General features: G+C 70.5%; 24 protein-coding genes and 2 pseudogenes. 20 read left to right on the top strand and 6 right to left on the bottom strand.

All coding sequences use genetic code 11. From position 1 onward, the window contains the following. The first annotated feature begins 195 nt into the window (after nt 1-195). The 4 genes from IE178_RS22760 to IE178_RS22745 all read left to right on the top strand — a co-directional run bounded on the left by IE178_RS22760 (nt 196) and on the right by IE178_RS22745 (nt 3,578). Nucleotides 196-774, top strand: a complete 579-nt coding sequence (locus IE178_RS22760; protein WP_193513582.1) for a hypothetical protein — start codon at nt 196-198, stop codon at nt 772-774. 20 nt (nt 775-794) lie between these two features. Beyond that, the gene (locus IE178_RS22755; protein WP_193513581.1) at nt 795-1,595 is read left to right on the top strand and encodes a hypothetical protein; all 801 of its coding nucleotides are present in this window, start codon (nt 795-797) and stop codon (nt 1,593-1,595) included. Between the two features lie 83 nt (nt 1,596-1,678). Beyond that, nucleotides 1,679-2,935, top strand: coding sequence for a mucin-2 (locus IE178_RS22750; protein ID WP_193513580.1), 1,257 nt, complete (start codon nt 1,679-1,681; stop codon nt 2,933-2,935). Nucleotides 2,936-3,053: 118 nt separating this feature from the next. Further along, entirely contained in the window at nt 3,054-3,578 is a 525-nt protein-coding gene (locus IE178_RS22745; RefSeq protein WP_318280188.1) for a hypothetical protein, read from the top strand. A 123-nt stretch (nt 3,579-3,701) separates the two neighbouring features. Here the strand turns inward: IE178_RS22745 and IE178_RS22735 are convergent. The 3 genes and pseudogenes from IE178_RS22735 to IE178_RS22725 all read right to left on the bottom strand — a co-directional run. Further along, nucleotides 3,702-3,833, bottom strand: a pseudogene (locus IE178_RS22735) (e9imm peptide); the annotation flags it as partial. 139 nt (nt 3,834-3,972) lie between these two features. After that, nucleotides 3,973-4,932, bottom strand: coding sequence for a hypothetical protein (locus IE178_RS22730; protein WP_438874406.1), 960 nt, complete (start codon nt 4,930-4,932; stop codon nt 3,973-3,975). Continuing rightward, on the bottom strand, nt 4,913-5,071 hold the full coding sequence (locus IE178_RS22725) for a hypothetical protein (protein ID WP_193513578.1): 159 nt from the start codon (nt 5,069-5,071) through the stop codon (nt 4,913-4,915). The genes IE178_RS22730 and IE178_RS22725 overlap by 20 nt, the downstream gene beginning before the upstream one ends. Nucleotides 5,072-5,585: 514 nt before the next feature. On the opposite strand from IE178_RS22725, the gene IE178_RS22720 reads away from it, so the two are divergent. The 10 genes from IE178_RS22720 to IE178_RS22675 all read left to right on the top strand — a co-directional run bounded on the left by IE178_RS22720 (nt 5,586) and on the right by IE178_RS22675 (nt 12,859). Next, entirely contained in the window at nt 5,586-6,308 is a 723-nt protein-coding gene (locus IE178_RS22720) for a hypothetical protein (RefSeq protein WP_184760910.1), read from the top strand. 18 nt (nt 6,309-6,326) lie between these two features. After that, nucleotides 6,327-7,199, top strand: a complete 873-nt coding sequence (locus IE178_RS22715; protein ID WP_193513577.1) for a hypothetical protein — start codon at nt 6,327-6,329, stop codon at nt 7,197-7,199. Continuing rightward, complete coding sequence (locus IE178_RS22710) at nt 7,196-8,503, top strand: TadA family conjugal transfer-associated ATPase (protein ID WP_184760912.1); 1,308 nt, start codon at nt 7,196-7,198, stop codon at nt 8,501-8,503. The genes IE178_RS22715 and IE178_RS22710 overlap by 4 nt, the downstream gene beginning before the upstream one ends. Nucleotides 8,504-8,561: 58 nt before the next feature. Further along, on the top strand, nt 8,562-9,521 hold the full coding sequence (locus tag IE178_RS22705) for a type II secretion system F family protein (protein WP_184761302.1): 960 nt from the start codon (nt 8,562-8,564) through the stop codon (nt 9,519-9,521). A gap of 14 nt (nt 9,522-9,535) precedes the next feature. Continuing rightward, a complete protein-coding gene (locus IE178_RS22700) occupies nt 9,536-10,444 on the top strand; it encodes a type II secretion system F family protein (protein WP_193513655.1) in 909 nt (302 codons plus the stop codon). Nucleotides 10,445-10,538: 94 nt separating this feature from the next. Next, nucleotides 10,539-10,790 carry a hypothetical protein gene (locus IE178_RS22695; RefSeq protein ID WP_006133157.1) on the top strand — a complete coding sequence of 84 codons (252 nt, stop codon included), beginning with the start codon at nt 10,539-10,541 and terminating at the stop codon, nt 10,788-10,790. A gap of 29 nt (nt 10,791-10,819) precedes the next feature. After that, the gene (locus IE178_RS22690; RefSeq protein ID WP_184760913.1) at nt 10,820-11,269 is read left to right on the top strand and encodes a TadE family protein; all 450 of its coding nucleotides are present in this window, start codon (nt 10,820-10,822) and stop codon (nt 11,267-11,269) included. Beyond that, entirely contained in the window at nt 11,270-11,776 is a 507-nt protein-coding gene (locus tag IE178_RS22685; protein WP_318280187.1) for a TadE/TadG family type IV pilus assembly protein, read from the top strand. Continuing rightward, complete coding sequence (locus IE178_RS22680) at nt 11,773-12,234, top strand: TadE/TadG family type IV pilus assembly protein (RefSeq protein WP_193513576.1); 462 nt, start codon at nt 11,773-11,775, stop codon at nt 12,232-12,234. Before IE178_RS22685 ends, IE178_RS22680 begins: the two co-directional genes overlap by 4 nt. A gap of 382 nt (nt 12,235-12,616) precedes the next feature. Continuing rightward, nucleotides 12,617-12,859, top strand: coding sequence for a hypothetical protein (locus IE178_RS22675; protein WP_184760915.1), 243 nt, complete (start codon nt 12,617-12,619; stop codon nt 12,857-12,859). A gap of 227 nt (nt 12,860-13,086) precedes the next feature. Here IE178_RS22675 and IE178_RS22670 read toward each other — a convergent pair. Continuing rightward, nucleotides 13,087-13,739: pseudogene (locus IE178_RS22670) on the bottom strand (hypothetical protein); the annotation flags it as partial. Between the two features lie 644 nt (nt 13,740-14,383). Between IE178_RS22670 and IE178_RS22665 the strand changes: the two are divergent. The 5 genes from IE178_RS22665 (at nt 14,384) to IE178_RS22645 (ending at nt 20,591) form a co-directional block, all read left to right on the top strand. After that, complete coding sequence (locus IE178_RS22665) at nt 14,384-17,308, top strand: BTAD domain-containing putative transcriptional regulator (RefSeq protein ID WP_193513575.1); 2,925 nt, start codon at nt 14,384-14,386, stop codon at nt 17,306-17,308. Nucleotides 17,309-17,322: 14 nt separating this feature from the next. Then, on the top strand, nt 17,323-18,057 hold the full coding sequence (locus tag IE178_RS22660; RefSeq protein ID WP_184760918.1) for a prepilin peptidase: 735 nt from the start codon (nt 17,323-17,325) through the stop codon (nt 18,055-18,057). Nucleotides 18,058-18,135: 78 nt separating this feature from the next. Continuing rightward, a complete protein-coding gene (gene mqnC, locus IE178_RS22655; RefSeq protein ID WP_184760919.1) occupies nt 18,136-19,335 on the top strand; it encodes a cyclic dehypoxanthinyl futalosine synthase in 1,200 nt (399 codons plus the stop codon). 18 nt (nt 19,336-19,353) lie between these two features. Further along, nucleotides 19,354-19,812: an imidazolonepropionase-like domain-containing protein gene (locus IE178_RS22650; protein ID WP_193513574.1), complete on the top strand. Its 459-nt coding sequence runs from the start codon at nt 19,354-19,356 to the stop codon at nt 19,810-19,812. Nucleotides 19,813-19,895: 83 nt separating this feature from the next. Continuing rightward, entirely contained in the window at nt 19,896-20,591 is a 696-nt protein-coding gene (locus tag IE178_RS22645) for a demethylmenaquinone methyltransferase (protein ID WP_193513573.1), read from the top strand. On the opposite strand, the gene IE178_RS22640 is transcribed toward IE178_RS22645, so the two are convergent. Next, nucleotides 20,578-20,919: a PASTA domain-containing protein gene (locus IE178_RS22640; protein WP_229875454.1), complete on the bottom strand. Its 342-nt coding sequence runs from the start codon at nt 20,917-20,919 to the stop codon at nt 20,578-20,580. The genes IE178_RS22645 and IE178_RS22640 overlap by 14 nt on opposite strands. A gap of 137 nt (nt 20,920-21,056) precedes the next feature. Beyond that, a complete protein-coding gene (locus IE178_RS22635) occupies nt 21,057-21,563 on the bottom strand; it encodes a GNAT family N-acetyltransferase (RefSeq protein WP_193513572.1) in 507 nt (168 codons plus the stop codon). 97 nt (nt 21,564-21,660) lie between these two features. Here IE178_RS22635 and IE178_RS22630 point away from each other — a divergent pair, with 97 nt between their 5' ends. Beyond that, nucleotides 21,661-22,944 (top strand): geranylgeranyl reductase family protein, encoded by a 1,284-nt coding sequence (locus tag IE178_RS22630; RefSeq protein WP_193513571.1) that lies wholly within the window; start codon nt 21,661-21,663, stop codon nt 22,942-22,944. Nucleotides 22,945-23,069 lie beyond the last annotated feature (125 nt).

Raw genomic sequence — 23,069 nt, 5'->3', positions numbered from 1 at the left:
TGAGGTGGTCCGCAGCGCTTGAATCGACTTTGCTTTACTGTCCCATGGCACGCTGACCGCCTTGGGGGCGCGCCTTACGGACCGACAGTTCGATGTTTCCTGGATGTCGCATTTCGCGGCATATGGATCGACCGTTCGCGGTTCTGGGGCACGGCTGTGGTCGGACCGACCGGAGACAAGCATGGGGGGAAGTGCATGAGCGGGGTTTCCTTCGAGCTCCAGCGCGCGGCTTCCACTCGAGGACGCAGGGGCGAGATCTTCTCGTGGCTCGGCCAGGTGGACGGCCTCGGCCGCATCGAGCTGACCTTTCCCACCGAGCACAGTGACTACCCGTCCGAGTACTGCGAGGTGGCGGTGAGCGGTGACCGTTTCCCACTCGTCACCTATCTCGGACTGCGGTACCTGCGGCGCCCCCTTCTGGCCCGAGGGGAACTGAGGGTGGACTGGGACCCGGCGGACCTCTCCCGGAACGTCTACCGGCTCGGACGGCAGGGGCGAGCGCTTCGGCTCCAGGTCAAGGGACGCTCGTACACCTATGCCCAGGCCGGTGGCAAGCGCAGCCATGAATTGGCCCGTCCGGGCGCAGGTGTCCTCATGAGGCGTTCCGGTTGGAACAACCCGCAGACGCTGTCCGGGACCTGCTCGGGCGAGGCCGACGCACTCGACATCGGACTCGCCGTCGTCATGGAGGCCGTGTACACGCGGAATCTCACGGCGCCCGGCGCCCTGGTGTCGATACCGGGGCGCTTTCTCAACCGGTGCAATTTTCTCTGATTTCTGGGGGACACGACAGAATGCCTTCTTTGGATGCGGCGCGGCGTCGGCTGCGGCTGTCCGATGCCCATATCAGCGTGCTGGGGCTTCTAGTGGAGGAGGGAAGCGTCCCCGACGACCTGGCGCAGGCGCACGCCGAACTCAGACAGGCCGAGATGTTCGACGCGGACGACAAGATAGTTACCGACCTGTATCCGCTCGTTTCCACACTGATGGAACCGCGGATCATTGCCCAGATCGAGGTGACGAGTCCGCAGGGAACCATCAACAGCGGGGCCATCGTGGGCAACGAGTTCATCTTCACCCACGAGAGCTGGCCCGGCTCGGACGAGTCGGAATACGTCCCAGCCGAGCCCGAGACGCTCGTCTGGGCGCTGGCCAGGGCTGTGGACCTGCACCGGGACTTCACCACTGGCAGCGACACGGGCGAGACGATCGTGTCGACCATGGGACTGCTGGACGCGGTGCTCGAACGCATGGAAGCCGGACCGTTCGACGCGCCGGCAGCCCTTGCTGAGGCGACGGGCGCCCCGGTGCGACTCGCCGACGTGCTGGCCCAGTTGAACTGCATGTGGCGGATGACGGTGGTGTGGCAGGGCGAAGGGCCCACGCGCGCCGAGTCCGGGGTGGCGGTGTCCGCGCTGGCGGTGTGGGACTGCGGGCTCGAGGGGTATTGGCTGCGCGAGCTGCCTGCTGAACCGGTTACCGAAGGGCAGGTGGGCGCGGGCACTGAGCTGCGAGTGCGGCATGTCTCAGCGAAGGAACTTTGGCAGCTGATCACCGACTTGCTGCCCGACGGGTCCCAGCTTGCCTCCTCGTGATCCCGGCCGCCCCGAGGGCGGTGACCTGAGCCCTTCGGTATCGAATCCTTGCACGCAGCTCGATCAGATTGTTACGGGGAACAATGGGCGACAGCTCCAAGCGCATGGCGAATCCGGAAGACCTTGAGCACCTGGCGAAGCTTCTGGACGGGAAAGGCAATCTCAGGGACCGCCTGGACGAGGCCTTCACCCGCGCGACCCGTCTCGGGGTGCAGGACAGACTGAGCCCGCTGAAGCCGATGACGGCGTGGACCAGTGAGACGGCCACTGATCTCCGGCGCCGCTCGGCCATTCTCCGCGCTGAGAAGGGCGATCCTCTGGCGGCGGCCCTGTTCGCCGGGTTCAAACCCGAGGAGCTCAAGGGAGCGAACCTACCGCCGGACGTCATGCTTATAGCGAACGCGTCCGTGGCGAACCCAGAAGCGTTCGACACCAAGTGGCTGGAGCGACAGAAGGGTGAGACGCTCCAGGACTGGATTCAGCGCATCAAGGGGGATGCTGTAACGAAGGTAACGGGCGATGAAAACCTCGGCGAGGTGGTGGGCGACTACATTGAGCTGACCGCAATGGTCTCGACCATTCCAGGTGCCTTTGAGATGGCAGCCATTGGGACCACACATCTGATTTCGTATTTCAAGAGCCTCAAGAATCCCGGCCAAGTCAAGTTTTTGAAGGCGCCCGGCACCACACTCGCGCAGCTCCTGAGGGGGCAGGGATCATCGATGATCCCCGCCCGTGTCCGCGCACTGGCCGCAAGCATCGGGGCGCGTACCCCTGCCCCCATCCTTGATGCGCTGGCCGGGAAAGACAGTTTGGCTGCCTACTCCGGGAGAAGGTGGGCCTGGCAGGCGAACCTGCTCAAGGTGGGTAGGAACGCCTCGAATATGAGCAGGGCGGCCGGAGCGAGTCGGCTGAGCGCCTTCGCCTCGGGAGCGGGATCGGCGTTCCGTACGGCCGGCTGGTGGCGTGCGGCCGGCATCGGCGGCAGCGCCGTATCCACGGTCATCGGTGCCGTGGACGTGGTACAGGAGGGCAACCCGGTCGAGGCCTTTAAACGGGACAAGGCCGGCTATGTGTCGAAGGTTTCCGGAACCGCCTTCAACGCGTCCCTCACGGTGGCCATGGTCGCACCCACTCCGGTCACGATCGGCGCAGCTGTGGTCACCGGTGCGGTCTACGGTGTGGCGACGATCATCGACAACAAGGAGAAGTTCAAGGAATTCCCCGGAAAGGTCGCCGACGCGGGCCGCTGGGCAGGAAAGAAGATCGGCGAAGGTGCCGGAAAGCTTGCGGACGGGGCGAAAAGCGTGGGGAAGGTCATCGGCGGCCTTTTCGGCTAGTGGCTTCTTCGACAGCCAGTCCGCAGGCAGAGACCGAGGAACTGAGAGGCGAATGAACGGGTTCGGATTTGATCTCCGACGCTCAATGAACACAGTCACGTCACGGGAACAGACCCGCGTGACCTTCTGGCGTGGACCTGTGGGCGGGCTGGGTGAGGTGGAGCTCGTCCTGCCCGCGCTGGAAGTCGTGCACCTGCATGACCGCGGTAGCCGTGGCGGCGTCATGGTGACCGGTGAGAACATCCCGATGTCCTCCTACAGCGGTCTGTGGTACGGCGCGCGCCCCCGTCTCGCGGAGGGACGACTGAGCGTGGCAGGGCAGCACGCGGCCATCTCCCGTCGTGCCTGGCGCGCGAGCAGGAAGGGTCGCGCCCTTCGGGTGTGGGCCGTGGGGCGCGAGTACAAGTACCGCGAGACGGAGAACCGTCGGCATCACGTGCTGGAACGCCCGGAAGCCCAGGTGGCGATGACGCGTTCCTCGTGGAAGAACCCGGACGTCATCTCCGGTGCGGCTCACGGAGCCGCCGACTCCGTGGACATCAGCCTCGCCGTGCTGTTCGAGGGTGTGTACACGCGCAACCTGTCGTTGTCCGGAGCGCTGATCTCAGCACCGGGCCGGCTGCTGGCGAGAGCCGGCGACTGATGCCTTATCGAGCAACGGTCGCCCTGTTGCCGCTTGGCGTCAGCTCGTGCTGAGTGGCGTGGTCTGCTCAGCGTCGAGCTGGTGGTCGGCCCAGACGTGGCTTTCGGGGAGCGGTTAGGTGACGGACGGGCATGCCAGGGCTCTGTCGAGGCTGTCCAGCCAGCCGTCCACCTCGTCGTCCGAGGCGTAGTCCGCGTCCAGGATCCGCTGGACGAGGGCGACGGCATCTGCGCGACTCATTTCCACAGCGCTCATCAAGTCCCTCCGCCGCGTTGCCCGTGGCGCGGGAAGCAGAGGCCGCCCGGACAGGTCCCAGCGGCCTCCGCAGACGGCGCAGTGCCGCGCGATCGGTGCACTGCATGTGCTCGTGCCGGGCGGCGGCTCGCTCGGCTTCTCAGCGGTTGATGGCCTGGATCTCCTGGACTGTCACGGCCTGATCGTTGCCGAACGTCCCGTCCGGCAGGTCGCCGCCCGCGCCGCCCGTGCCGGTCCACGTGATGTCCCAGGTGACCGTGGCCTGCAGCTCGAAGGTGCCGTCGCCCGACGAGCGGAGGTACTTCAGCCCGCAGGGCGGGGTCCGGTCGGCCTTGCCCTTGGCGTACGGCTCGCCGATGGAGCCGTCGTCGTTGATGGCGCACTCCCCGGAGGCCGGGTAGGTCTCGGCGTCGGCAGTGCCCGGTTCCAGCTTGAGGGAGACGGGCCTGGCCGTGGTGGTGGCTTGGACGTTCACTCCGCCGGCTTCCAGCGAGGCGGTCACGGAGACCTCTTTGAATTTGGCCCTGTCCAGCCATGCCCAGGTGGGAAGGTTGACCTTGGTGGTCTGCGCGGGGGCGAGAGTGACCTCGGTGGTGGGAAGCTGCACGCGGTTGTAAGCCAGTTCGGCCAGGACCTGGGGAGTGACCGCGTTCTCGACGTCCGGCGCGTCACCGTTCTCCACCCAGAAGGGCTGCTTGTCACAGACCTGCGCGGCCGGCTCCATCCAGCGGTCCTCGTCCCGGACGGCGACCCACCAGTTGCCCTCGTCCTTCTTCTCCAGGTTGTAGTTCTCGTACTCGCCGTCCTTGTACTTCTCCCGGGTCTGGCCGGCGCTTGCCTTGGCGTAGCTGTGCTGTCCCGGGGTGTTGACGGTGCTCTCGTACATGTCCTCGATGTACTTCGCGAACTCCTCCGCGGACCTCGGCTCGTACCAGCATGCAGGCGGTGTCCAGTCGCCCACCGGTTCGAGGCTGCCCGACGGGCCACCGTCTCCGCCGGCCGTGGAACCAGTGAAGGTGATCCGGGACTCCAGTGCTCCTCCGCTGCTGGTGCCCTCCTGTTCGACCTTGGCTCCTTCGTTACCACTGCCGAGATCCACGTCGGCGTGGGCGGGAGGAGCGGGGCTCGCCGGTCGTGCCGTCCGACTCCGCGCCCGTGCCGCACGCGGTGAGCGCGGCGAGCGCGGCGAGGGAGAGGGCGGAGAAGGCTGAGGCAGCGAGCATGGCGGCGCGCTTCATGGAAGCTCCTTGGTGGTCGGTCGAGTCCTGAGGCCGGCGGGAACGAGCGCGCGAAGCGCCTGCGGGCTCGTCCGTCCCCCTGTCCCCGTGCGTCCCGTCACCGGTCCGGGCGAAGATCGTGGCACGGCCGCTCGGCGCCCTCGTGAGTGAATCGTGCAGGGCTCATGTGCGGTGGGTGATGGACCGTACGTCGTCCGTGGTCGGTCGGGTGCGGTGGCGGTTCGCTGCCGCACAGGTGGTTCGCCGGTCCCAACTGGGTTGTTCAGCCATGAAATTGCAGATGGGTAACGGTGTGTGGGGTGAGGAAGGTGAGGCGGATTCCGCCTTGAGGGGCTTATGTGTGGCTGATACGGTGCCATGGCTTGACACTCACCCCCGGCGTTGGCTATCCGCGCAGGTCGGGCGGGTAAGTGCGAACCGTCGCGCATGTCTGTGCGCGAGCGGACCTGGGTGAAGTGTCCAGATTTCCAGGGAACTTGGCAGACATCGTCTTGGGTGTACGGGGAGCGGTTGCGTGAAGATCCAAGAGCGTACGGGGGCGGGCGCGGGTCGTTCCGCGGTTCCGGCCGGGCCGGCGGTCGGTGACCGGCTTCCCACTCCGCCCCGCGAGCGCAAACCGGCGCTGGCCGCGCTCGCCGTGCTGCTGATCCTCGTCGGCGCGCTCGGTGCGACGATGCTCGTGCTGCAGGCCGGGGACCGCATCGAGGTCGTCAAGGTCGAAAACGAGATCCAGGCCGGGGAGTCCGTCACCGACAAGGACGTCACCTCCGTCATGGTCGCCGAGGACGCGGGCATCAACTACGTCCTGTGGGAGCAGCTGGACACGCTCAAGACCATGAAGGCGAAGACCACGATCTACGCGGACACGGTCGTGCAGGGCCAGATGTTCGCCGCGAAGAGCAGCCTGCCCGCCGGCAAGGCCTCCGTCGGTCTCGCCCTCAAGGAGGGCCAGTACCCGTCGGACATCAAGCCCGGTGACGTCGTGGCGGCCTATCACGTCGGCGGTACCGGCTCGCGCTCGAACGACTCCGACGACGCCGGCGCCGGGGCGAGCGGCTCGTCCTCCAACTCCCTCGTCGACGACGCACGGGTGAACGCCGTCGCGGACGACAGTGACTCCACCGTGAGCACGGGCAGCAAGACGCTCACCGTTCTCGTCGACCAGGCCGACGCGGCAGCGCTCGCCTCGGCGGCGGCCGCGGGCGAGGTCGCCATCGTGCACGTCCCCGGCAACTGAGAAGGCGGCACCCCACCCATGGCCCTCATCGCCCTCGCCGCCGACAAGGGTTCCCCCGGCGTCACCACCGCGGCCGTCGCCCTCGCGGCGGTCTGGCCGCGGCGGGTGCTGCTCGCCGAGACCGACCCGGCGGGCGGTGACCTCGTCTACCGCAGTGCCGCCGCGCACGGCGGGCCGCTCAACCCCAACACCGGCATGCTGTCCATCGCCGCGACCGCGCGCCGCGGACTCGTGCCCGACCAGCTCTGGGACCACGTCCAGCCGTTGAGCGGCGGACTCGAAGTGCTCGTCGGGCTCGGGATCGCCGAGCAGGCCGCCGGGCTCGCCGGGCTGTGGCCGACGCTCGGGCACGCCTTCGCCTCGCTCGGCGACTCCCCGCACGCGCCCGCCGACGTCATCGCCGACTGCGGGCGGATCAGCGGGGACACCCCGGCCGTCGAACTGTTCGCGCACGCCTCCCTCGTCCTGCTCGTCTCGCGCACCGAGCCGGAGGCGCTCGCGCGCGTGCGGGACCGTGCCGCCGCGCTCGCCGGCAAGCTGCACGGCGGTCCGCGCGGTGCCGCGAGCCTCGCCAACCCGGTGATCGGTGTCGTCCTCATCGCCGACACCGGCAACGCCGCGAAGCTCGCGTCCCAGGTGAACGACATGCTCGTGCACGCCCAGACCGGCGCCCGCGTGGTCGGCACCCTCGCCGACGACCCGGCCGGCGCCGAGCAGTTGGCCGGGCGCAGGCGCGGGCGGCTCGACAAGTCGCTGCTGATCCGTTCCGCCCGCAAGGTGACGGCCGACCTGTACCAGCAGTACGGCGCCGCCTGGGCCGCGTCCGCGCAGGCCCAGCAGACGCAGGCCCGGGCCCAGCAGGCGCACCAGGGTCACGGAGCCGGCCGATGACCGCTGTCGACCATCAACTGGTCAAGCGGTTCCGTCAGGACGCCGGCGACCGGATCGCCGAACAGCGCCGCCTCGACCAGGTCAACGGTGTCACGCCGATGTCCACCGAGGACGAGCGGCAGTACGCCCGTGCCGTCATAGCCCAGATACTGGAGGAGTACGCCCGCGCCGAGATCAACGCGGGCCGTACGCCGCTGGACGCCGAGACCGAGGAGCAGTACGCGGCAGCCGTGCACGCCGCGCTGTTCGGTGTCGGCCGGCTCCAGCCGCTGCTCGACGACCCCGAGGTCGAGAACATCGACATCAACGGCTGCGACCAGGTGTTCGTCGGCTACTCGGACGGCCGCGAGGCGCGCGGCGAGCCCGTCGCCGAGACCGACGAGGAGCTCATCGAGCTGATCCAGGTGCTGGGTGCCTACTCGGGTCTGTCGTCGCGTCCCTTCGACTCCGCCAATCCGCAGCTCGACCTGCGGCTGCCGGACGGTTCGCGTCTGTCGGCCGTCATGGACGTGGCGCGGCGGCCCGCGCTGTCCATCCGCCGTGCGCGCATGGGCAAGGTGTTCATCTCCGACCTCGTCGGGAACGGGACACTGACCCCCGAGCTCGGGCACTTCCTCGCCTGCGCGGTCCGGGCCCGCAAGAACATCATGATCGCGGGCGCGACCAACGCCGGTAAGACCACCCTGCTGCGTGCCCTCGCCAACGAGATCCCGCCGCACGAGCGCCTCATCACCGTCGAGCGGGCACTCGAGCTCGGCCTCGACACCTTTCCCGACCTGCACCCCAACGTCGTGGCGTTCGAGGAGCGGCTGCCCAACTCCGAGGGACAGGGCAGCATTTCCATGGCGGAGCTGGTGCGCCGGTCGCTGCGCATGAACCCCTCCCGCGTCATCGTGGGTGAGGTGCTCGGCGACGAGATCGTGACCATGCTGAACGCGATGTCCCAGGGCAACGACGGCTCGCTGTCCACGATCCACGCCAACAGCTCCAGCGAGGTCTTCAACCGCATCTCCACCTACGCCCTGCAGGCGACGGAGCGGCTGCCCATCGAGGCCAGCCAGATGCTCATCGCGGGCGCGGTGAACTTCGTCGTCTTCATCCAGCGGCGCAACGACTACCAGAGCGGCGGCCGGCTGCAGCGCATGGTCACCTCCGTCCGCGAGGTCAACGGCGTCGACGGACGCGTGCTGTCCAGCGAGGTGTTCGCGGAGGCGCCCGACGGCCGGGTCGTCGCCCACGCCCCCATAGCCTGCCTGGAGGAACTGATGGCGTACGGCTACCGGCCCAGCGGAACGTGGGGGTGAGCCGGTGACCCCTGCGACCACGACCACCGACCTCGCCGCGCTCGGCTCCCTCGGCTCCATGAGCGGGCTGTTCTCCACGACCGTCCTGTACGCGCTCGCGTCCGGTGTCGCCGTCGGCGGCGGACTCGCCCTGTTCGCCGTCGCCGTACGCGGACTGCCCGCCAAGCCCGAGCACGAGAAGCAGAAGGCGAGCGAGCGCGCGAACGAGCTGATCCGGTTCGCCGGCCGGCGCGGCTCGCTCGCCGCGATCGTCGGCCTCGTCGTGCTGCTGCTGACCCGCTGGATGGTCGCCGGCATCGCCGCCGCCGTCCTCGTCTTCTTCTGGGACCGCCTCTTCGGCGGAGCCGCCGAGGAACGGGCCGCGATGCGGCGCGTGGAGGCGCTGGCCTCCTGGACCGAGTCGCTGCGCGACACCATCGCCGGTGCGGTGGGCCTGGAGCAGGCCATCCCGGCGTCCGCCCGTGCCGCCGCGCCCGTGCTGCGTCCGCACCTCGACGCGCTCGTCGACCGGCTGCGCTCCCGCACGCCGCTGCCCGAGGCGCTCCAGCAGCTCGCCGACGAGATCGACGACGCGTCCGCCGACATCATCGTCGCGGCCTTGATCCTCAACGCCCGGCTGCGCGGACCGGGTCTGCGGCAGGTCCTCGGCGCGCTCGCCAAGTCGGCGCGAGAGGAAGTGGACATGCGGCAGCGCGTGATGGCGCAGCGCGCCTCCACCCGGCGCTCGGTGCAGATCGTGGTCGCCGTCTCGATCGCGTTCGTCCTCGGCCTGTCCATCTTCAACCGTGACTTCGTCGAGCCGTACGGCACGCCGGTCGGGCAGCTCGTACTCGCCTGTGTCTGCGGCCTGTTCGCGCTCGGCTTCTGGTGGCTGCGCAAGCTGTCCACCATCGAGACGCCCGAACGCTTCCTGGTGCGCGACGATCCGGCGGTGCGGTTCGTCCGGCCGCGCACACCCGGCGCCGGGCCCGGTCAGCAGCAGGCGCCGCTCCAGCAGGAAGAGGGGGTACGCCGGTGAGCGACGACCTGACCATGCCGGTGGCCGTCGGCGCGGTCATCGGACTGGGGATCTACGTCCTCGTCCGCGCGCTGATGCCGACCAAGCGCAGTGCGATCGCCCAGGTCGCCCGGATCGACGCGATGCGGGCCCGAGGTGCGGCGTACCAGTCGGCGCGTACGGAGCGGGACACCGGCCGCCTCGGCGGTCTGCGCGCCGAAGTGGGCGCGCGGGTCGCCGAGTTCTATCTGCAGCAGGGCTGGGAGCAGCGCTCGCTGCGCGCCGACCTGGCGGTGCTGGAGCGCAGCTGGGAGAAGTTCCTGGCGACGAAGGTGCTGCTGGCGGTGGCGGGGCTGTTCTTCGGCCCGTTCCTCTTCGCCATCGTCTGGACGCTCGCCCTCGCCGACAGCCCGGTCATTCCGGTGTGGATGGCCCTGCTGTGCGCGGCGCTGTTCTTCTTCCTGCCCGACCTGGAGGTACGCCGGGACGCCGCCGAGAAGCGGCGCGATCTGCGCCGGGTGATCGGCGCGTACCTGGACCTGGTGTCGATGAGCCTGGCCGGTGGCCGGGGTCTGCCCGAGGCGCTGATGGCGGCGGCCGAGGTGTCCGACGGCTGGGCGACCCACCGCATCCGCAACGCCCTCGCCGACGCCCGGATCACCGGCATCAGCCAGTGGCAGGCGCTGGGGCAGCTGGGTGAGGAACTGGGCGTGGAGGAGCTGAAGGACCTCTCCGCCTCGCTGGCCCTGGTCGCCGACGACGGTGCCAAGGTGCGCGAGTCCCTCGCCTCCCGGGCCGAGACCATGCGGCACCGCGAACTGGCCGAGATCGAGGGCAGCGCCGGCGAGAAGTCCCAGTCGATGCTCGTGGCGCAGCTGCTGCTGTGCGCGGGGTTCCTGGTGTTCCTGATCTTCCCGGCGGCGATGCGGGTGTTCCAGGTGTGAGGGTGTGAGAACCATGACCTGTTGGATCGCGAACCGCGAACCGTGAGCCGTACGTCACCACTTCCGTGAACCGAATTCGAGAGGACAACGCGTCATGAACGGACGTACCTTCCACACCGGCATTCCCGCCGTCGACTTCCTGGTCACCTTCATGCGGGCCCGCGTGGAGCGCGCCCGCTCCGGCGAACTGGACCGCGGTGCCTCCGCGGTGGAGTGGGTCATCATCTCGGCGGTCGTCGTGGCGATCGTCGGCGTCGTGGCCGCCATCATCAACGCAGCGCTGAGCGAGGGCGCCAACAAGGTCGGCGACTGCATCAAGGGCGCGGACGCGGGCAAGACCTGCTGACCGCACGTACCTTCTCAACGTCCACGGGGATGCCGGTGCGCGTACGTCGCTGGGTACGCCGACGGGTGGAGGCCGCCTCCGCCCGCGGCGACTGGGGCATGACCGCGATCGAGTTCGTGCTGCTCACACCCGTCCTGTTCTTCATGATCTTCGCGACGGTGCAGTTCGCGCTGTACTTCTTCGCCGATCACGTCGCCCAGGCGGCGGCGCAGGCGGGTGCGCGCAAGGCGCGGGCGACGGCGCACGACCAGCCGGGCGGCTGGCGCGGCGAGGCGCGGGACGTGGTGGACAGCTACATCCGGCAACTGGGACCGCAGCTGGTGCTGGGCCCCGACGTGAAGATGCTCCAGCCCGAGCAGAACACCGTGGGCGTGGAGATCACGGCACGTATCCCGACGGTGTTCCCGGGCCTGGACCTGACGGTGCACGCGCAGTCGATGGGGCCGGTGGAACGGTTCGTGCAGGAGGGGGAGAACTAGATGGACCTCTCCGTCTACGGCGGACGGACACCGGCGGACGACGACCGGGACCGCGGTTGGGACCGCGACCGGGACCGCGATCGGGACGACGACCGGGACCGCGATCGGGACCGCGACCGGGATCGGGGTCTGTCCACCGTCGAGGTCGTCATCCTCGCGCCGGTGATGATCCTCTTCATCCTGGTGCTGGTGGGCTTCGGGCAACTGGTGGAGGGGCGGGGCGCGTTGGACGGCGCCGCCCGGGACGCGGCCCGTGCCGGCTCCATCCAGAAGGACCACGCCACGGCGATGGCCGAGGCGCGGGCGGCGGCGGAGGCGAACCTGACGGACGTCTGCTCGGGTCCGGTGACCGTCGTCCAGACCAGCCAGGGCTTCGAGCCGGACACCCTCTTCACCGTCGAGGTGAGCTGCGAGGTGCGGGGCCTCGCCATGCTGGGCCTGGACATCCCGACGACCCTGTCCGCGAGCTTCAGCTCCCCGCTGGACCCGTACCGGAGGACGGCGTGAGCGCGCGTACCCACAGCCGGCTGTCGGACCGTCGCGCGCGCCTGGACGACCGCGGTTCGGGCGCGGGCGCGGTCATCATCTTCGCGCTCGTCTTCCTCTCCCTGTCGGCCTTCGTCATCGACGGAGGCATGTCCATCTCCCAGCGGGAGCGCGCGGCCGACATCGCGGAACAGGCGGCCCGTTACGCCGCCCAGGACATCGACCGCGAAGCCCTCTACGACAACGAGGGCGGCCCCGCGCCGATCAACTACGAGAACTGTGACGCCCGGGTGAAGGCCTTCGCCCGCGAGATGGACATGTCCGGCCCGGACATCGCGGCGACCCACTGCGTGGCGGCGAACGCCCAAGCCGTCGAGGTCGAGGTGCAGTTGACCTACGCCCCGGTCTTCACGGGCATGTTCTACGGCGGGGACGTGGCGGTTCACGGGCAGGCCGTGGCGGAGAACGAGGTGGGCTGACGCCCACCGTCGCCCCGCGGTTGCCGCGCCCCGAAAAATCCCTCGGACCTCCACACCGTTCACCGGGTGGTCGGGCGGAAACGGAGGGAAATCGGGCGGACGCCGGGACGCGGGGCGTGACACCGGCCGGAAAGGCGGCTGACAGCGGCCGGTGGCTCCGTGAACCGGTGGGTAGCGTGAAGGCGCAGGCCCTTTCCGTGACCGTATTGCCACACTGATGAATTCGGTGACGCTGAGAAAGCGTCCGTCAACTGCGCGCCACTGGTGGGCTGTTCTCCGGCGTGCTTTGATCAGTACGCACGGCTCGCCGATGAGCCCGGGTTCCGGGCTTCCGGCGAACTCCCCGCCGCTGCATTCCTTGCTACGAATGGAAAGGCCAGCCATGAACTTCGCCTCGCAGGTCGAAACGGCCGAAATCTCCGACGCGGACCTGGACAACGTGTCCGGTGGCCAGGCGGTCTCCGCCGGCATCGACGCCGGTGTGGCCGTCACCACCGCCGGCGGATCCGCCGGCGTGGGTGTGTACGCCGAGGTCGGCCCGCTCGCCGTCTGCGCCGGTGTGGGCGGCTCGGTGACCCCGGGCGGCATCGCGGGCGACGGCCACGTGCACACCACGTCGGTCTGAGCACTGCCGCTGACATTCACTGTCGGCGCGTGAACGGTGGGCCCCGGGCATTCCCCGACCGGGGCCCACTGCCGTTATTCAGGGGGCGCCGGGTCGCTTCCCACCCATTTCCCCTTCGTTCCCCTGCTCGTCCTCGACCTTCATTTTCTCCTCGGCGAGCCGGGTGAGTTCATCGTCGGGCTTCTTGAATTCACGGGCTCGTCGCTCAGTGGCCAGGGGGGGCGCGGTCAGCGGTTGCTCGACTGGATTTCCTGGACGGTCATGTCCCGGGTGGTTTCGAAGGTGCCGTCGGGGAGGTCGCCGCCCGTGCCGCCGCTGCCTTCCCAGGGGACCTGCCAGGTGATCGACGCCGTCAGCCGGTACGGGTCGCCGGCCGTGGCGCGGAGGTGGCGGATGCCGCACGGCGGGGTCCTGTCGGCGTCGCCCTTGGTGTACGGGCTGCCGATCGAGCCGTCGTCGGTGATCTCGCAGTCGCCGGAGGCGGGGTAGGTCTCCGCGTCGTCCGTGCCGGGTTCCAGGTGGAGGGCGACCGGTTTGGCGGTCGTCTCCGCCCACAGACCCGTGTGCGGGAGCTCGGCGCGGACCGTGACGTCCTTGAAGGTGCCCTCGTCGAGCCAGACCCAGGTCGGCAGGTTCACCGTGGACCTGGCCTCGGGCCTCAGCTCGATCTCGGTCTCGGGGACCTTGACCTTGTCGTAGGCGTACGCGGCGAGGATCTCCGGCGTGGGGGCTTCCGGTACGTCGGGATCTCGCCCGCCTCCTGCCAGAACATGAGCCGGTCGCACAGCGAGGTGTCGAGGCCGGTCAGGTCCGGGGCGACACCGCGCCTGAAGCAGCCGTCCTTGCCGAGGTCGTAGTCCTTGTAGCCCTTCACGGCCGACGGGGCTCCTGATCCACTGCTGGGCCTGCGACAGGCGCCCCTCGGTGTGGTAGAAGGCGAGCGCCTCGCTGTCGGGGTAGTTCGCGATGATCGCCGCGTACCCCGAGCGGAGTTCCTCCTTGCCGTCGTCGAGGACGGCCTGCTCGTCCGGATCGCTGCTCGTCCAGTTCTCGAAGGTGAGCCGGGAGCCGCTCGGCAGGGTGATCGCCGGGCGCTTCACGCCGGACGCCGCCGAGGCCGGGGCGGAGGCCGACGGGGTGTCCGATGCCGTGTCCGCGCCCTTGATGTCGTCCGACGGTGCGTCATCGCCGCCGCCGCAGGCGCAGAGCAGCAGGGCCGCCGTCGCGGTGAGCGCGGCCGCGGTGGTGGTCAAGGCTCGGCGGGCCACGGACGTTCCCCCTGGTGTCGGCTGTGTGCAACAGAGAACGAAGCTACCGGGGGCAGGTAGTCGGCCCGTGTGAGCTGGCGGCGGATCGTGTGGGGGAGGTGAGGAGTGTGCCGTGGCTGTCGCGAACGGCGCAGTCGCCGCGGGTGCCGTCGTGCCGGGCAGGGGCCGACGCGGGGCTTCGCCTGCGCCCGTTCGAGTCCATAAGATCTCTGTAGGCTCAAGTGACCCTCCATCCACACACCCCAGGACTCCCGCCATGCCGCGACGCCGCAGTTCAAGCTCGTCAAGCTCGACGGCTCCCAGGAACCGCACGCCGCAGCCGGTGCGGGTGCGGCGGCGGACGTTCGGGGACATCGTCAAGGCGTTCTTCGCATTCGTGGCGCTGCTCGCGCTGCTCGTCGGAGTGCCGCTCGCGCTGGCGATGACGGCCGGGTGGCCGTTCCCGAGCACGTTCGAGCCGATGGAATGGCTCAAGCAGGACATCTCCGTCTCGACCTTCCTGGGCATTCTGACCTTCGTCGTCTGGCTCGCCTGGGCCCAGTTCACCGCGTGTGTGCTCGTGGAGATGAAGGCCGCGCTGTCCGGCGTGGGTGTGCCGGGCCGCGTACCGGGTGCCGGGCCCAGTCAGCTGCTCGCCCGGCAGCTCGTCGCCGCGCTGCTGCTCGTCGGCGCCACCGCGGCCAGTTTCACGCCGGGGCTGAGCCAGCTGGGGCAGAGCGTCGAGGGCGACCAGCGGCCCACCGTGGCCGCCGCCCAGCAGACCCCCGGCTTCTTCGCCCAGCAGCAGGAGCAGGCGGCCGGTGCCGCGGCCGCCCTCGCCGAGCAGGCGTCGCACGCCGAAGCGGGGAGCAGCGGCGCCCGGCAGCAGGGCGACACGAAGTTCTACCGGATCCAGCCGCCGGAGGGGCGTCACCACGACTCGCTCTGGGAGATCGCCGAGCGGCATCTCGGGGACGGGCGCCGGTACAAGGAGATCTTCGAGCTCAACAAGGACCGGACCCAGCCCGACGGTTCCAAGCTGTCCGAGGCCAGCCTCATCAGGCCCGGCTGGATCATGGAGATGCCCGGCGACGCGCGCGGCGGCGACCTCGTCGAGATGCCCGACGAGGCCCCCGAGGTCTCGCCCGAGGTGCGGCAGCAGATCCACGACTACGCCGGGACCGGCGACCACGCCCAGGGCAGCGGCGGGGGATCCGCCCAGGTGTCCGTGCCCGAGCAGCGGCCCGCACCCGCCACCGGCGACGCCGGTCACCGGCAGCCAGCCCAGCAGCACGCCACCCCCGCGCACGACTCCTCCTCCTTCGGCCTCCCCGAAGCCCTCCTGGCCGCCCCGCTCCTCGCCGCCGGTCTCCTCGGCGCCCTCGGGCACCGCCGCCGGCAGGCGCTGTGGCAGTCGGCGTTCGCCGGCATCGGCGGGCGTGGGATGGAGCCGCCCACGCCGGCCGGGGACGCCCAGGACGTGCAGGACGCCCTGCTGGTCGGCGCCGACCCCGAGGGCGTACGACTGCTCGACCGGTCGCTGCGCGGGCTCGCCGCGTCCCTCGCCGCCGAGTCCCGTCCGCTGCCCACGGTCTACGCGGCCTGGCTCAGCAGCGGCGATCTGCACCTCCAGCTCGCCCAGCCGTCCGGGAAGCCGCCGACGCCCTGGCAGCTCGGGCAGGACCAGACGTCCTGGACGCTCGCCAAGGACGACGCCGGGCGGTACGAGGACGTCGACACCGCCGCTCCCTACCCGGGCCTCGTCAGCCTCGGCACCATGGACGACTCCCGGCTGCTGCTCAACCTGGAGTCCGTGCCCGGCATCGTCTCGCTGAGCGGCAGCGAGGCCGACCGGGCCGCCGTGTTCGCCTCCGTCGCCGCCGAGTTGGCCACCAACGGGTGGTCGGACCGGATGACCATCACCCTCGTCGGATTCGGCGAGGACCTGACCCCCCTCGCCCCCAACCGGCTGCGGCACCTCGACGACATCGAGGCGCTCATCGAGACGATGGAGGCCGAGACCCGGCAGCGGCGCGGAGCGCTTGGCGCCGCCGGGCACGACTCCGTGCTCACCGGACGCACCGGCCCCGCCCAGCACACCCGTTGGGCCCCGCACCTCGTGCTGCTCGCCGCCGCGCCGTCCGCCGAGGACGCCGTCACGCTCGCCGAACTCGCCGCCGACGCCGGCCGCCTCGGCATCGGCTATCTCGTCGGCACCGACAGCGGCGATCTGCCGGGCGCCGCCTGGGAGATGGAGATCACCGGTGAGGGCAAGCTCCTCGCCCCGCTCCTCGGCCTCGAACTCGACGCCCAGCTCCTGCCCGCCGCCCAACAGCGCGCCGTCGTCGAGCTGTTCGTCGGCGCCGACCCCGATCGCGGCCCCGACGGACCCGCCAACACCCCGCCGTTCCTCGTCGACATCAGCGAGCAGGGGCGTCCCGCCGTGTACGCGCGCCTCGTCGGCCCGTACGAGATCATCGGGCTCGACACCCCGGACGGTGAGCGCAGCGCCCTGCTCCACGAGGCGCTCGCGCTGCTGCTCCTGCACCGCGAGGGCGTGCACCCGCGCGTGCTGTCCTCCGCGCTGTGGCCGCGCGGCGTCACCGACGACGTGCGCGAGGCCCTCGTCGAGCGGCTGCGCGCCTGGCTCGGCACCGACCCCGACGGCACCGCCCGCCTCGGCACGGACGCCACCGGGCGGCTCACCCTCGCCAAGTCCGTGGTCTCCGACCTCGACGTGCTGCGGTCGCTGTACCACGAGGCCACCCAGGGCCGGGGCGTCGACAGCCGGGCCGTGCGCGGCCGGCTGCTCACCGACGCGCTGGTGCTGGTGCGCGGGCCGCTGCTCGCCGACCGGCCCGAGGGCCGCTACCGCTGGCTCACCCACGAGATCATCGACGCCCAGCTCCCGCTGCTGGTCGCGGACACCGGGCTCGCGCTCTCCGCGTTCCACATGGAGAAGAACCGCGCGGAGAAGGCCATCGAGGCGATCGACGCCGCGCTGCGCACGGCCCCCGCCGACGAGCGGCTGTGGAACGAGCTGCTGCGCGCCACCCACGCCCTCGACGACCCGGCGCGGCTCACCGCCCTCGCCGCCGACCTCATCGGCCGCAGCGGCGCCCGCGGGCTGCCGCCGCGCACCGAGGCGCTGCTCGACGAACTGCTGCCGGCCTGGCGCGACGCGGTCGCGGCGGCCGGGTGAGCGGCCCAGACGGGATGAGCGACAGCCTGTACGTCGCGCTGATCGTCGCCGCCGCGCTGTGGGGCGCGGCGGCCGGCGCGGTGCTGCCCCGCGCGGCCTACCGGTTCTCCGCACCGTCGGGGGAGGAGTGGCGCGGCGCCTGCCCCGAGGGGCATCCGGTGAGCGGCTGGCTGGGAAGGGCCCGATGCGGGCAGTGCGCGGGGACGTCGTACGGACCGGGTGCCGCACCCGTCGTCGTGACCGCGCTGGTCTGCGCCGCCCTCGCCGCCGCCACCGGGACCCGGCCCGAGCTGGCCGTGTGGCTGCTGCTCGCGCCCGTCGGCGTGCTGCTGGCGGTCGTCGACTTCCGGGTGCAGCGGCTGCCCGACCCGCTCACCCTTCCGTTCGCCGGAACCGCCCTCGCCCTGCTCGGCCTCGCCGCCCTCACCCCCGAGCACGCGGGGGAGTGGACCACCGCCCTGCTCGGCGCGCTCGCGCTGGGCGCCGGCTACTTCGTGCTGTTCCTCATCAACCCGGGCGGCATGGGCTTCGGCGACGTCAAGCTCGCGCTCGGCGCGGGCGCCGTCCTCGGCTGGTACGGCTGGCCGACCGTGATGCTCGGCACCCTCGCCGGTTTCGTGTTCGGGGCGCTGTACGGGGGTGCCCTCGTCGTCGCCCGCCGGGCGGGGCGCAAGACCTCGATCCCGTTCGGGCCGTTCCTGATCAGCGGCGCCTTCGCCGGGCTGCTGATCGGCGCGTACGCGGCCTGACGACAACCGCTGACACCCCCTGGCGTAGGCTGGATCGGTCCGTCCACAACCCTTACGAACCTTACGAAAGGGACGCCGGTGACCGAGAAGGCCGACCTTCAGCCCCTCCTCGACCGTGCCGCCGCCGGTGGGCGGATCACCCCCGAAGAGGCCCTCGACCTCTACCGCGACGCGCCGCTGCACGCGCTGGGCGCCGCCGCCGACGCCGTCCGCAGGCGGCGGTACGCCGGTACCGAGCACATCGCGACGTACATCATCGAGCGCAACATCAACTACACCAACGTCTGCGTCACGGCGTGCAAGTTCTGCGCCTTCTACGCGGCCCCCAAGGACACGGCGAAGGGCTGGACCCGCGACCTCGACGACATCCTGCGGCGCTGCGCCGAGACGGTCGAGCTCGGCGGTACGCAGATCATGTTCCAGGGCGGTCACCACCCGGACTACGGCGTCGAGTACTACGAGAAGCACTTCGCCGCCATCAAGAAGGAGTTCCCGCAGCTCGTCATCCACAGCCTGGGGGCGAGCGAGGTCGAGCACATGGCGCGGATCAGCGAGGTGAGCGTCGACGAGGCGATCCGGCGCATCCACGCCGCCGGCCTCGACTCCTTCGCCGGCGCCGGCGCCGAGCTCCTGCCCGCCCGGCCGCGCAAGGCCATCGCGCCGCTGAAGGAGTCCGGCGAGCGCTGGCTGGAGATCATGGAGATCGCGCACAACCTCGGTGTCGAATCCACCTCCACCATGCTGATGGGCACCGGCGAGACCAACGCCGAGCGCATCGAGCACCTGCGGATGATCCGCGACGTACAGGACCGCACGGGCGGCTTCCGCGCCTTCATCCCGTACACCTACCAGCCGGAGAACAACCACCTGAAGGGCCGCACCCAGGCCACCCTCTTCGAGTACCTGCGGATGATCGCCATTGCCCGCCTCTTCCTCGACAACGTGGCCCACATCCAGGGTTCCTGGCTCACCACCGGCAAGGAGGTCGGCCAGCTCTCCCTGCACTACGGCGCGGACGACCTCGGCTCGATCATGCTCGAGGAGAACGTGGTCTCCTCCGCCGGTGCCAAGCACCGCTCCAACCGGCTGGAGATCATCGACCTGATCAGGAAGGCCGGGCGGGTCCCGGCCCAGCGGGCGACGACGTACGAGCACCTCGTCGTGCACGACGACCCGGCGAACGACCCCGTCGACGACCGCGTGGTCTCCCACATCTCCTCCACGGCCATCGAGGGCGGCACCGCCCACCCGGAGCTGAAGCTCCTCACCTCCAACTGACCTGCCGGGCGGATCGAGTTGGAGACCATTCACACCGCGCGCGAGGTCCGGGTCAGCTGGAGCTCCGAGCCCATCAGGGACGGTGCCGTGGTGGTGGGACGGGATCGGATCGGGGACGTCGGGACGTTCGAGGACCTGCGCGAGCGGTTCCCGGGGGCCCGCGTACGCAGCTGGCCGGGCGTCCTCGGCCCCGCGCGCGTCCACGAGGGCCCGCTGCCGGCCGCGCCGACGCCTCGCGAGCGCATCCACGAGGTGCTGAAGCTGGGTGCCGTGGTGGTTCTGGAGGAGCACGCCGGCACACCCGAACTCCGCGCGGCCGCCGAGCGCAACGGTGTCGTGGTGTGGCCCAGCGCGCCGTCACCTGTGGGGGAGCCCTGCATCCGCCGCACCGGCCGCGCCGACCTGGCGGTCTTCGACGACACGGGGGCGTGCGTGGCGACCGTGTGCGCCGGGCGTCTGGTGCACCGGCGGCGCTGATCACGCCGTGAACGCCTGCGCGGATCTCGCGCGCGCGGGAAGCCGGCGCCTCCGCCGGGAGAGCGGGCTGCAAGAATGGGCGGGTGACCCGCGCATCCCTGGACAAGCAGCCGCACGAAGTCGCCTCGATGTTCGACGACGTCGCGGAACGGTACGACCTGACCAACGACGTGCTGTCCCTCGGCCAGGACCGGCGATGGCGCAAGGAGGTCGCGAAGGCGGTCGACGCGCGGCCCGCGCAGAAGGTCCTCGACCTGGCGGCCGGCACGGGCACGTCGTCGATGCCCTTCGCCCGCACCGGCGCCTACGTCGTGCCCTGCGACTTCTCCCTCGGCATGCTCCAGGTCGGCAAGCGCAACCGCGCCTGGCTGCCGTACACCGCCGGCGACGCGACCCGGCTGCCCTTCAAGGACGACGTGTTCGACGCCGTCACCATCTCCTTCGGGCTGCGCAACGTGCAGGACACCGACGCGGCGCTGCGCGAGATGCGCCGGGTGACCCGGCCCGGCGGGCGGATCGTCATCTGCGAGTTCTCGCATCCGACGTGGGCGCCGTTCCGCACCGTGTACACCGAGTACCTGATGCGCGCGCTGCCGCCGGTCGCCCGGTCGGTGTCGTCCAGCCCGGACGCCTACGTCTACCTCGCCGAGTCGATCCGCGCCTGGCCCGACCAGCCCGCCCTGGCCGAACGGCTGCAGGGCGCCGGCTGGTCGAAGGTCGCCTGGCGCAATCTGACCGGCGGTGTGGTGGCGCTGCACCGGGGCTTCAAGGAGAGCTGAGGAGCGCCGCGTGGGCGGTGCCGGGTTCCTCCAGCTCCCGCCGGGGCCCGCCCGTGGGCGGCTCGGGCCCGCGCGGCTCGCGCACCCCGCCGCCGCCGTCGCCCTCACCGACGTCGAACCACACATGGACCACGGAGTCCCGGGGCACCTCGGTGCCGGGCCCCGGGTACTGGCGTACGACGTAGTCGACGACGACGAGGGGGAAGTCCGGCCGGTCCGGCGCGTTGACGAACAGGCCCCGCGCCCGGGCCGACTCGCGCGCGTCCACGGCCATCAGACCGACCAGGCGCGGCACGCGCACTTCGGGTGTCTCGGGTGTCACACGCACGGACGTCACCCCCCAGCGGTACCGGCAGAGTAGACCCGGTGCGGCGTCCACAGGAAGCCTCATGTGGCGTTCCGTGACAAGCGACTACTCAGAGTGACGAATTGGTGCGGTGGCCGGGGCGCGGAGGGCTGCCGGGGTCAGAGGTCCAGCCGGTAGCAGTGGGCCTCCCGGCGCGAGGCCGGCGTCGTGAGCGTCTCGCCGAGGCGCATGCCCAGCCGCTGGGTGACCGCTATGGAGCGGGAGTTGCGGGCGTCGACCATCGCCACCACGCCCTTCAGGCCCGCCTCGCGCACCCGCTCAAGCGTCTGCAGCGCCGCCGCGGTGACGTACCCCTTGCCCCAGTGCTCGCGTGCCAGCCGCCAGCCGATCTCGATCTCGCCCGTGGGACCCCAGTCGCGCTCCCACGGCTGGGCGCCGGTGAAGCCGATGACCCGGCCGGACTCGTCGAGCATGCTCCACAGGCAGAAGCCGCGCTCGGCGTCGTGCCGGCGCTGGCGGGCGGTGAGCTCCTCGTAGACCGACAGCTCCGCCGACGCGCCTCCGTGGAACTCCATGACATCGGGGTCGTCGAAGATCCGGTGCCAGGCGACGGCGTCCTCATGGGTGGGGACGCGCAGCAGTACAGCGGGGAGAGCTCGGTTCACGAGGCAACCCTTCAGCCGGGTGATCAATTCTGCTGAATAGACTGCCCGTGTCCAGTGCCGGTCGGCACGCATATTTCGAACTTGGGGAGATCCCGCCGTGACCGAGCCCCCTGCCGACAACACCGCCGATGTGATCGTCGTGGGCGCGGGGCCAGCCGGCTCCACCACCGCCTACCACCTGGCCCGGTCCGGACTCGATGTGCTCCTGCTGGAGAAGACCGAGTTCCCGCGGGAAAAGGTCTGCGGCGACGGCCTCACCCCGCGCGCCGTGAAGCAGCTGGTGTCGATGGGCATCGACATCTCCGAGGAGGCCGGCTGGCTGCGCAACAAGGGCCTGCGCATCATCGGCGGCGGTGTCCGCCTCCAGCTGGACTGGCCGGATCTCGCCTCCTTCCCCGACTACGGTCTGGTCCGCAAGCGCGACGACTTCGACGAGCAGCTCGCCCGGCAGGCCCAGAAGGCGGGCGCCCGGCTGTACGAGCGCTGCAACGTGGGCGCGCCCATCGTCGACGACCGCACCGGGCGCATCACGGGAGTGAAGGCCAAGCTCGGCGAGGAGAAGCGGGAAGTCACCTTCCACGCCCCGCTGGTCGTGGCCGCCGACGGCAACTCCACCCGGCTGTCCCTCGCGATGGGGCTGCACCGCCGCGAGGACCGCCCGATGGGCGTCGCGGTCCGTACGTACTTCACCTCGCCCCGCCACGACGACGACTACCTGGAGTCCTGGCTGGAGCTGTGGGACCGCCGCGGTCCGCAGGACCGCCTGCTGCCCGGCTACGGCTGGGTCTTCGGCATGGGCGACGGGACGAGCAACGTCGGCCTCGGCGTGCTCAACACCTCCGACTCCTTCAAGGAACTGGACTGGCGCGAGGTCCTCAAGGCCTGGTGCGCCTCGATGCCGGAGGACTGGGGCTACACCCCGGACAACATGACCGGCCCGATCCGCGGCGCCGCGCTGCCCATGGCCTTCAACCGCCAGCCGCACTACACGCGCGGGCTGCTGCTCGTCGGTGACGCGGGCGGCCTGGTGAACCCGTTCAACGGCGAGGGCATCGCCTACGCCATGGAGTCCGGGCAGCTCGCCGCCGACGTCATCGTGCAGGCACACGCGCGGGCCACGCCGGCCCAGCGGGAGATCGCCCTCCAGCGCTATCCGCGCGTCCTGAAGGACACCTACGGCGGCTACTACACGCTCGGCCGCGCCTTCGTGAAGCTCATCGGCAACCCGAAGGTCATGCAGATCGCCGCCCAGCGCGGACTGACGCACCCGCTGCTGATGAAGTTCACGCTGAAGCTGCTCGCCAACCTGACGGACCCGACGGGCGGCGACGCGATGGACCGCATCATCAACGGTCTGAGCAAGGTGGCGCCGAAGGCGTGAGACCCCGGCGGCCGCGGTAGCGGCGCCGACCGGGGAGGTCTGCGCGATCGCGATCGCGATCGGCGTATGCGCGAATGCGACCGTTATGTGACGCATTCGTGAACAACTGATCGGTCGTCACCGGT

Origin of the sequence: Streptomyces griseoloalbus, assembly GCA_014650015.1 — a bacterium.
In the GTDB taxonomy this organism is placed as follows: Bacteria; Actinomycetota; Actinomycetes; order Streptomycetales; family Streptomycetaceae; genus Streptomyces; species Streptomyces griseoloalbus.
Note: the sequence above shows the minus strand (reverse complement) of the source record. Positions and strands in the feature narration are given on the sequence as shown.

Bases quoted from the DNA above. Each gene is read 5' to 3' on its own strand.
- IE178_RS22705 (WP_184761302.1), top strand. From the start codon at position 8,562: ATGAGCGGGCTGTTCTCCACGACCGTCCTGTACGCGCTCGCGTCCGGT.
- IE178_RS22715 (WP_193513577.1), top strand. From the start codon at position 6,327: ATGGCCCTCATCGCCCTCGCCGCCGACAAGGGTTCCCCCGGCGTCACC.
- IE178_RS22685 (WP_318280187.1), top strand. From the start codon at position 11,270: ATGGACCTCTCCGTCTACGGCGGACGGACACCGGCGGACGACGACCGG.
- IE178_RS22755 (WP_193513581.1), top strand. From the start codon at position 795: ATGCCTTCTTTGGATGCGGCGCGGCGTCGGCTGCGGCTGTCCGATGCC.
- IE178_RS22725 (WP_193513578.1), bottom strand. From the start codon at position 5,071: ATGAAGCGCGCCGCCATGCTCGCTGCCTCAGCCTTCTCCGCCCTCTCC.
- IE178_RS22750 (WP_193513580.1), top strand. From the start codon at position 1,679: ATGGGCGACAGCTCCAAGCGCATGGCGAATCCGGAAGACCTTGAGCAC.
- IE178_RS22700 (WP_193513655.1), top strand. From the start codon at position 9,536: ATGCCGGTGGCCGTCGGCGCGGTCATCGGACTGGGGATCTACGTCCTC.
- IE178_RS22760 (WP_193513582.1), top strand. From the start codon at position 196: ATGAGCGGGGTTTCCTTCGAGCTCCAGCGCGCGGCTTCCACTCGAGGA.
- IE178_RS22665 (WP_193513575.1), top strand. From the start codon at position 14,384: ATGCCGCGACGCCGCAGTTCAAGCTCGTCAAGCTCGACGGCTCCCAGG.
- IE178_RS22695 (WP_006133157.1), top strand. From the start codon at position 10,539: ATGAACGGACGTACCTTCCACACCGGCATTCCCGCCGTCGACTTCCTG.
- IE178_RS22710 (WP_184760912.1), top strand. From the start codon at position 7,196: ATGACCGCTGTCGACCATCAACTGGTCAAGCGGTTCCGTCAGGACGCC.
- IE178_RS22660 (WP_184760918.1), top strand. From the start codon at position 17,323: ATGAGCGACAGCCTGTACGTCGCGCTGATCGTCGCCGCCGCGCTGTGG.
- IE178_RS22675 (WP_184760915.1), top strand. From the start codon at position 12,617: ATGAACTTCGCCTCGCAGGTCGAAACGGCCGAAATCTCCGACGCGGAC.
- IE178_RS22690 (WP_184760913.1), top strand. From the start codon at position 10,820: ATGCCGGTGCGCGTACGTCGCTGGGTACGCCGACGGGTGGAGGCCGCC.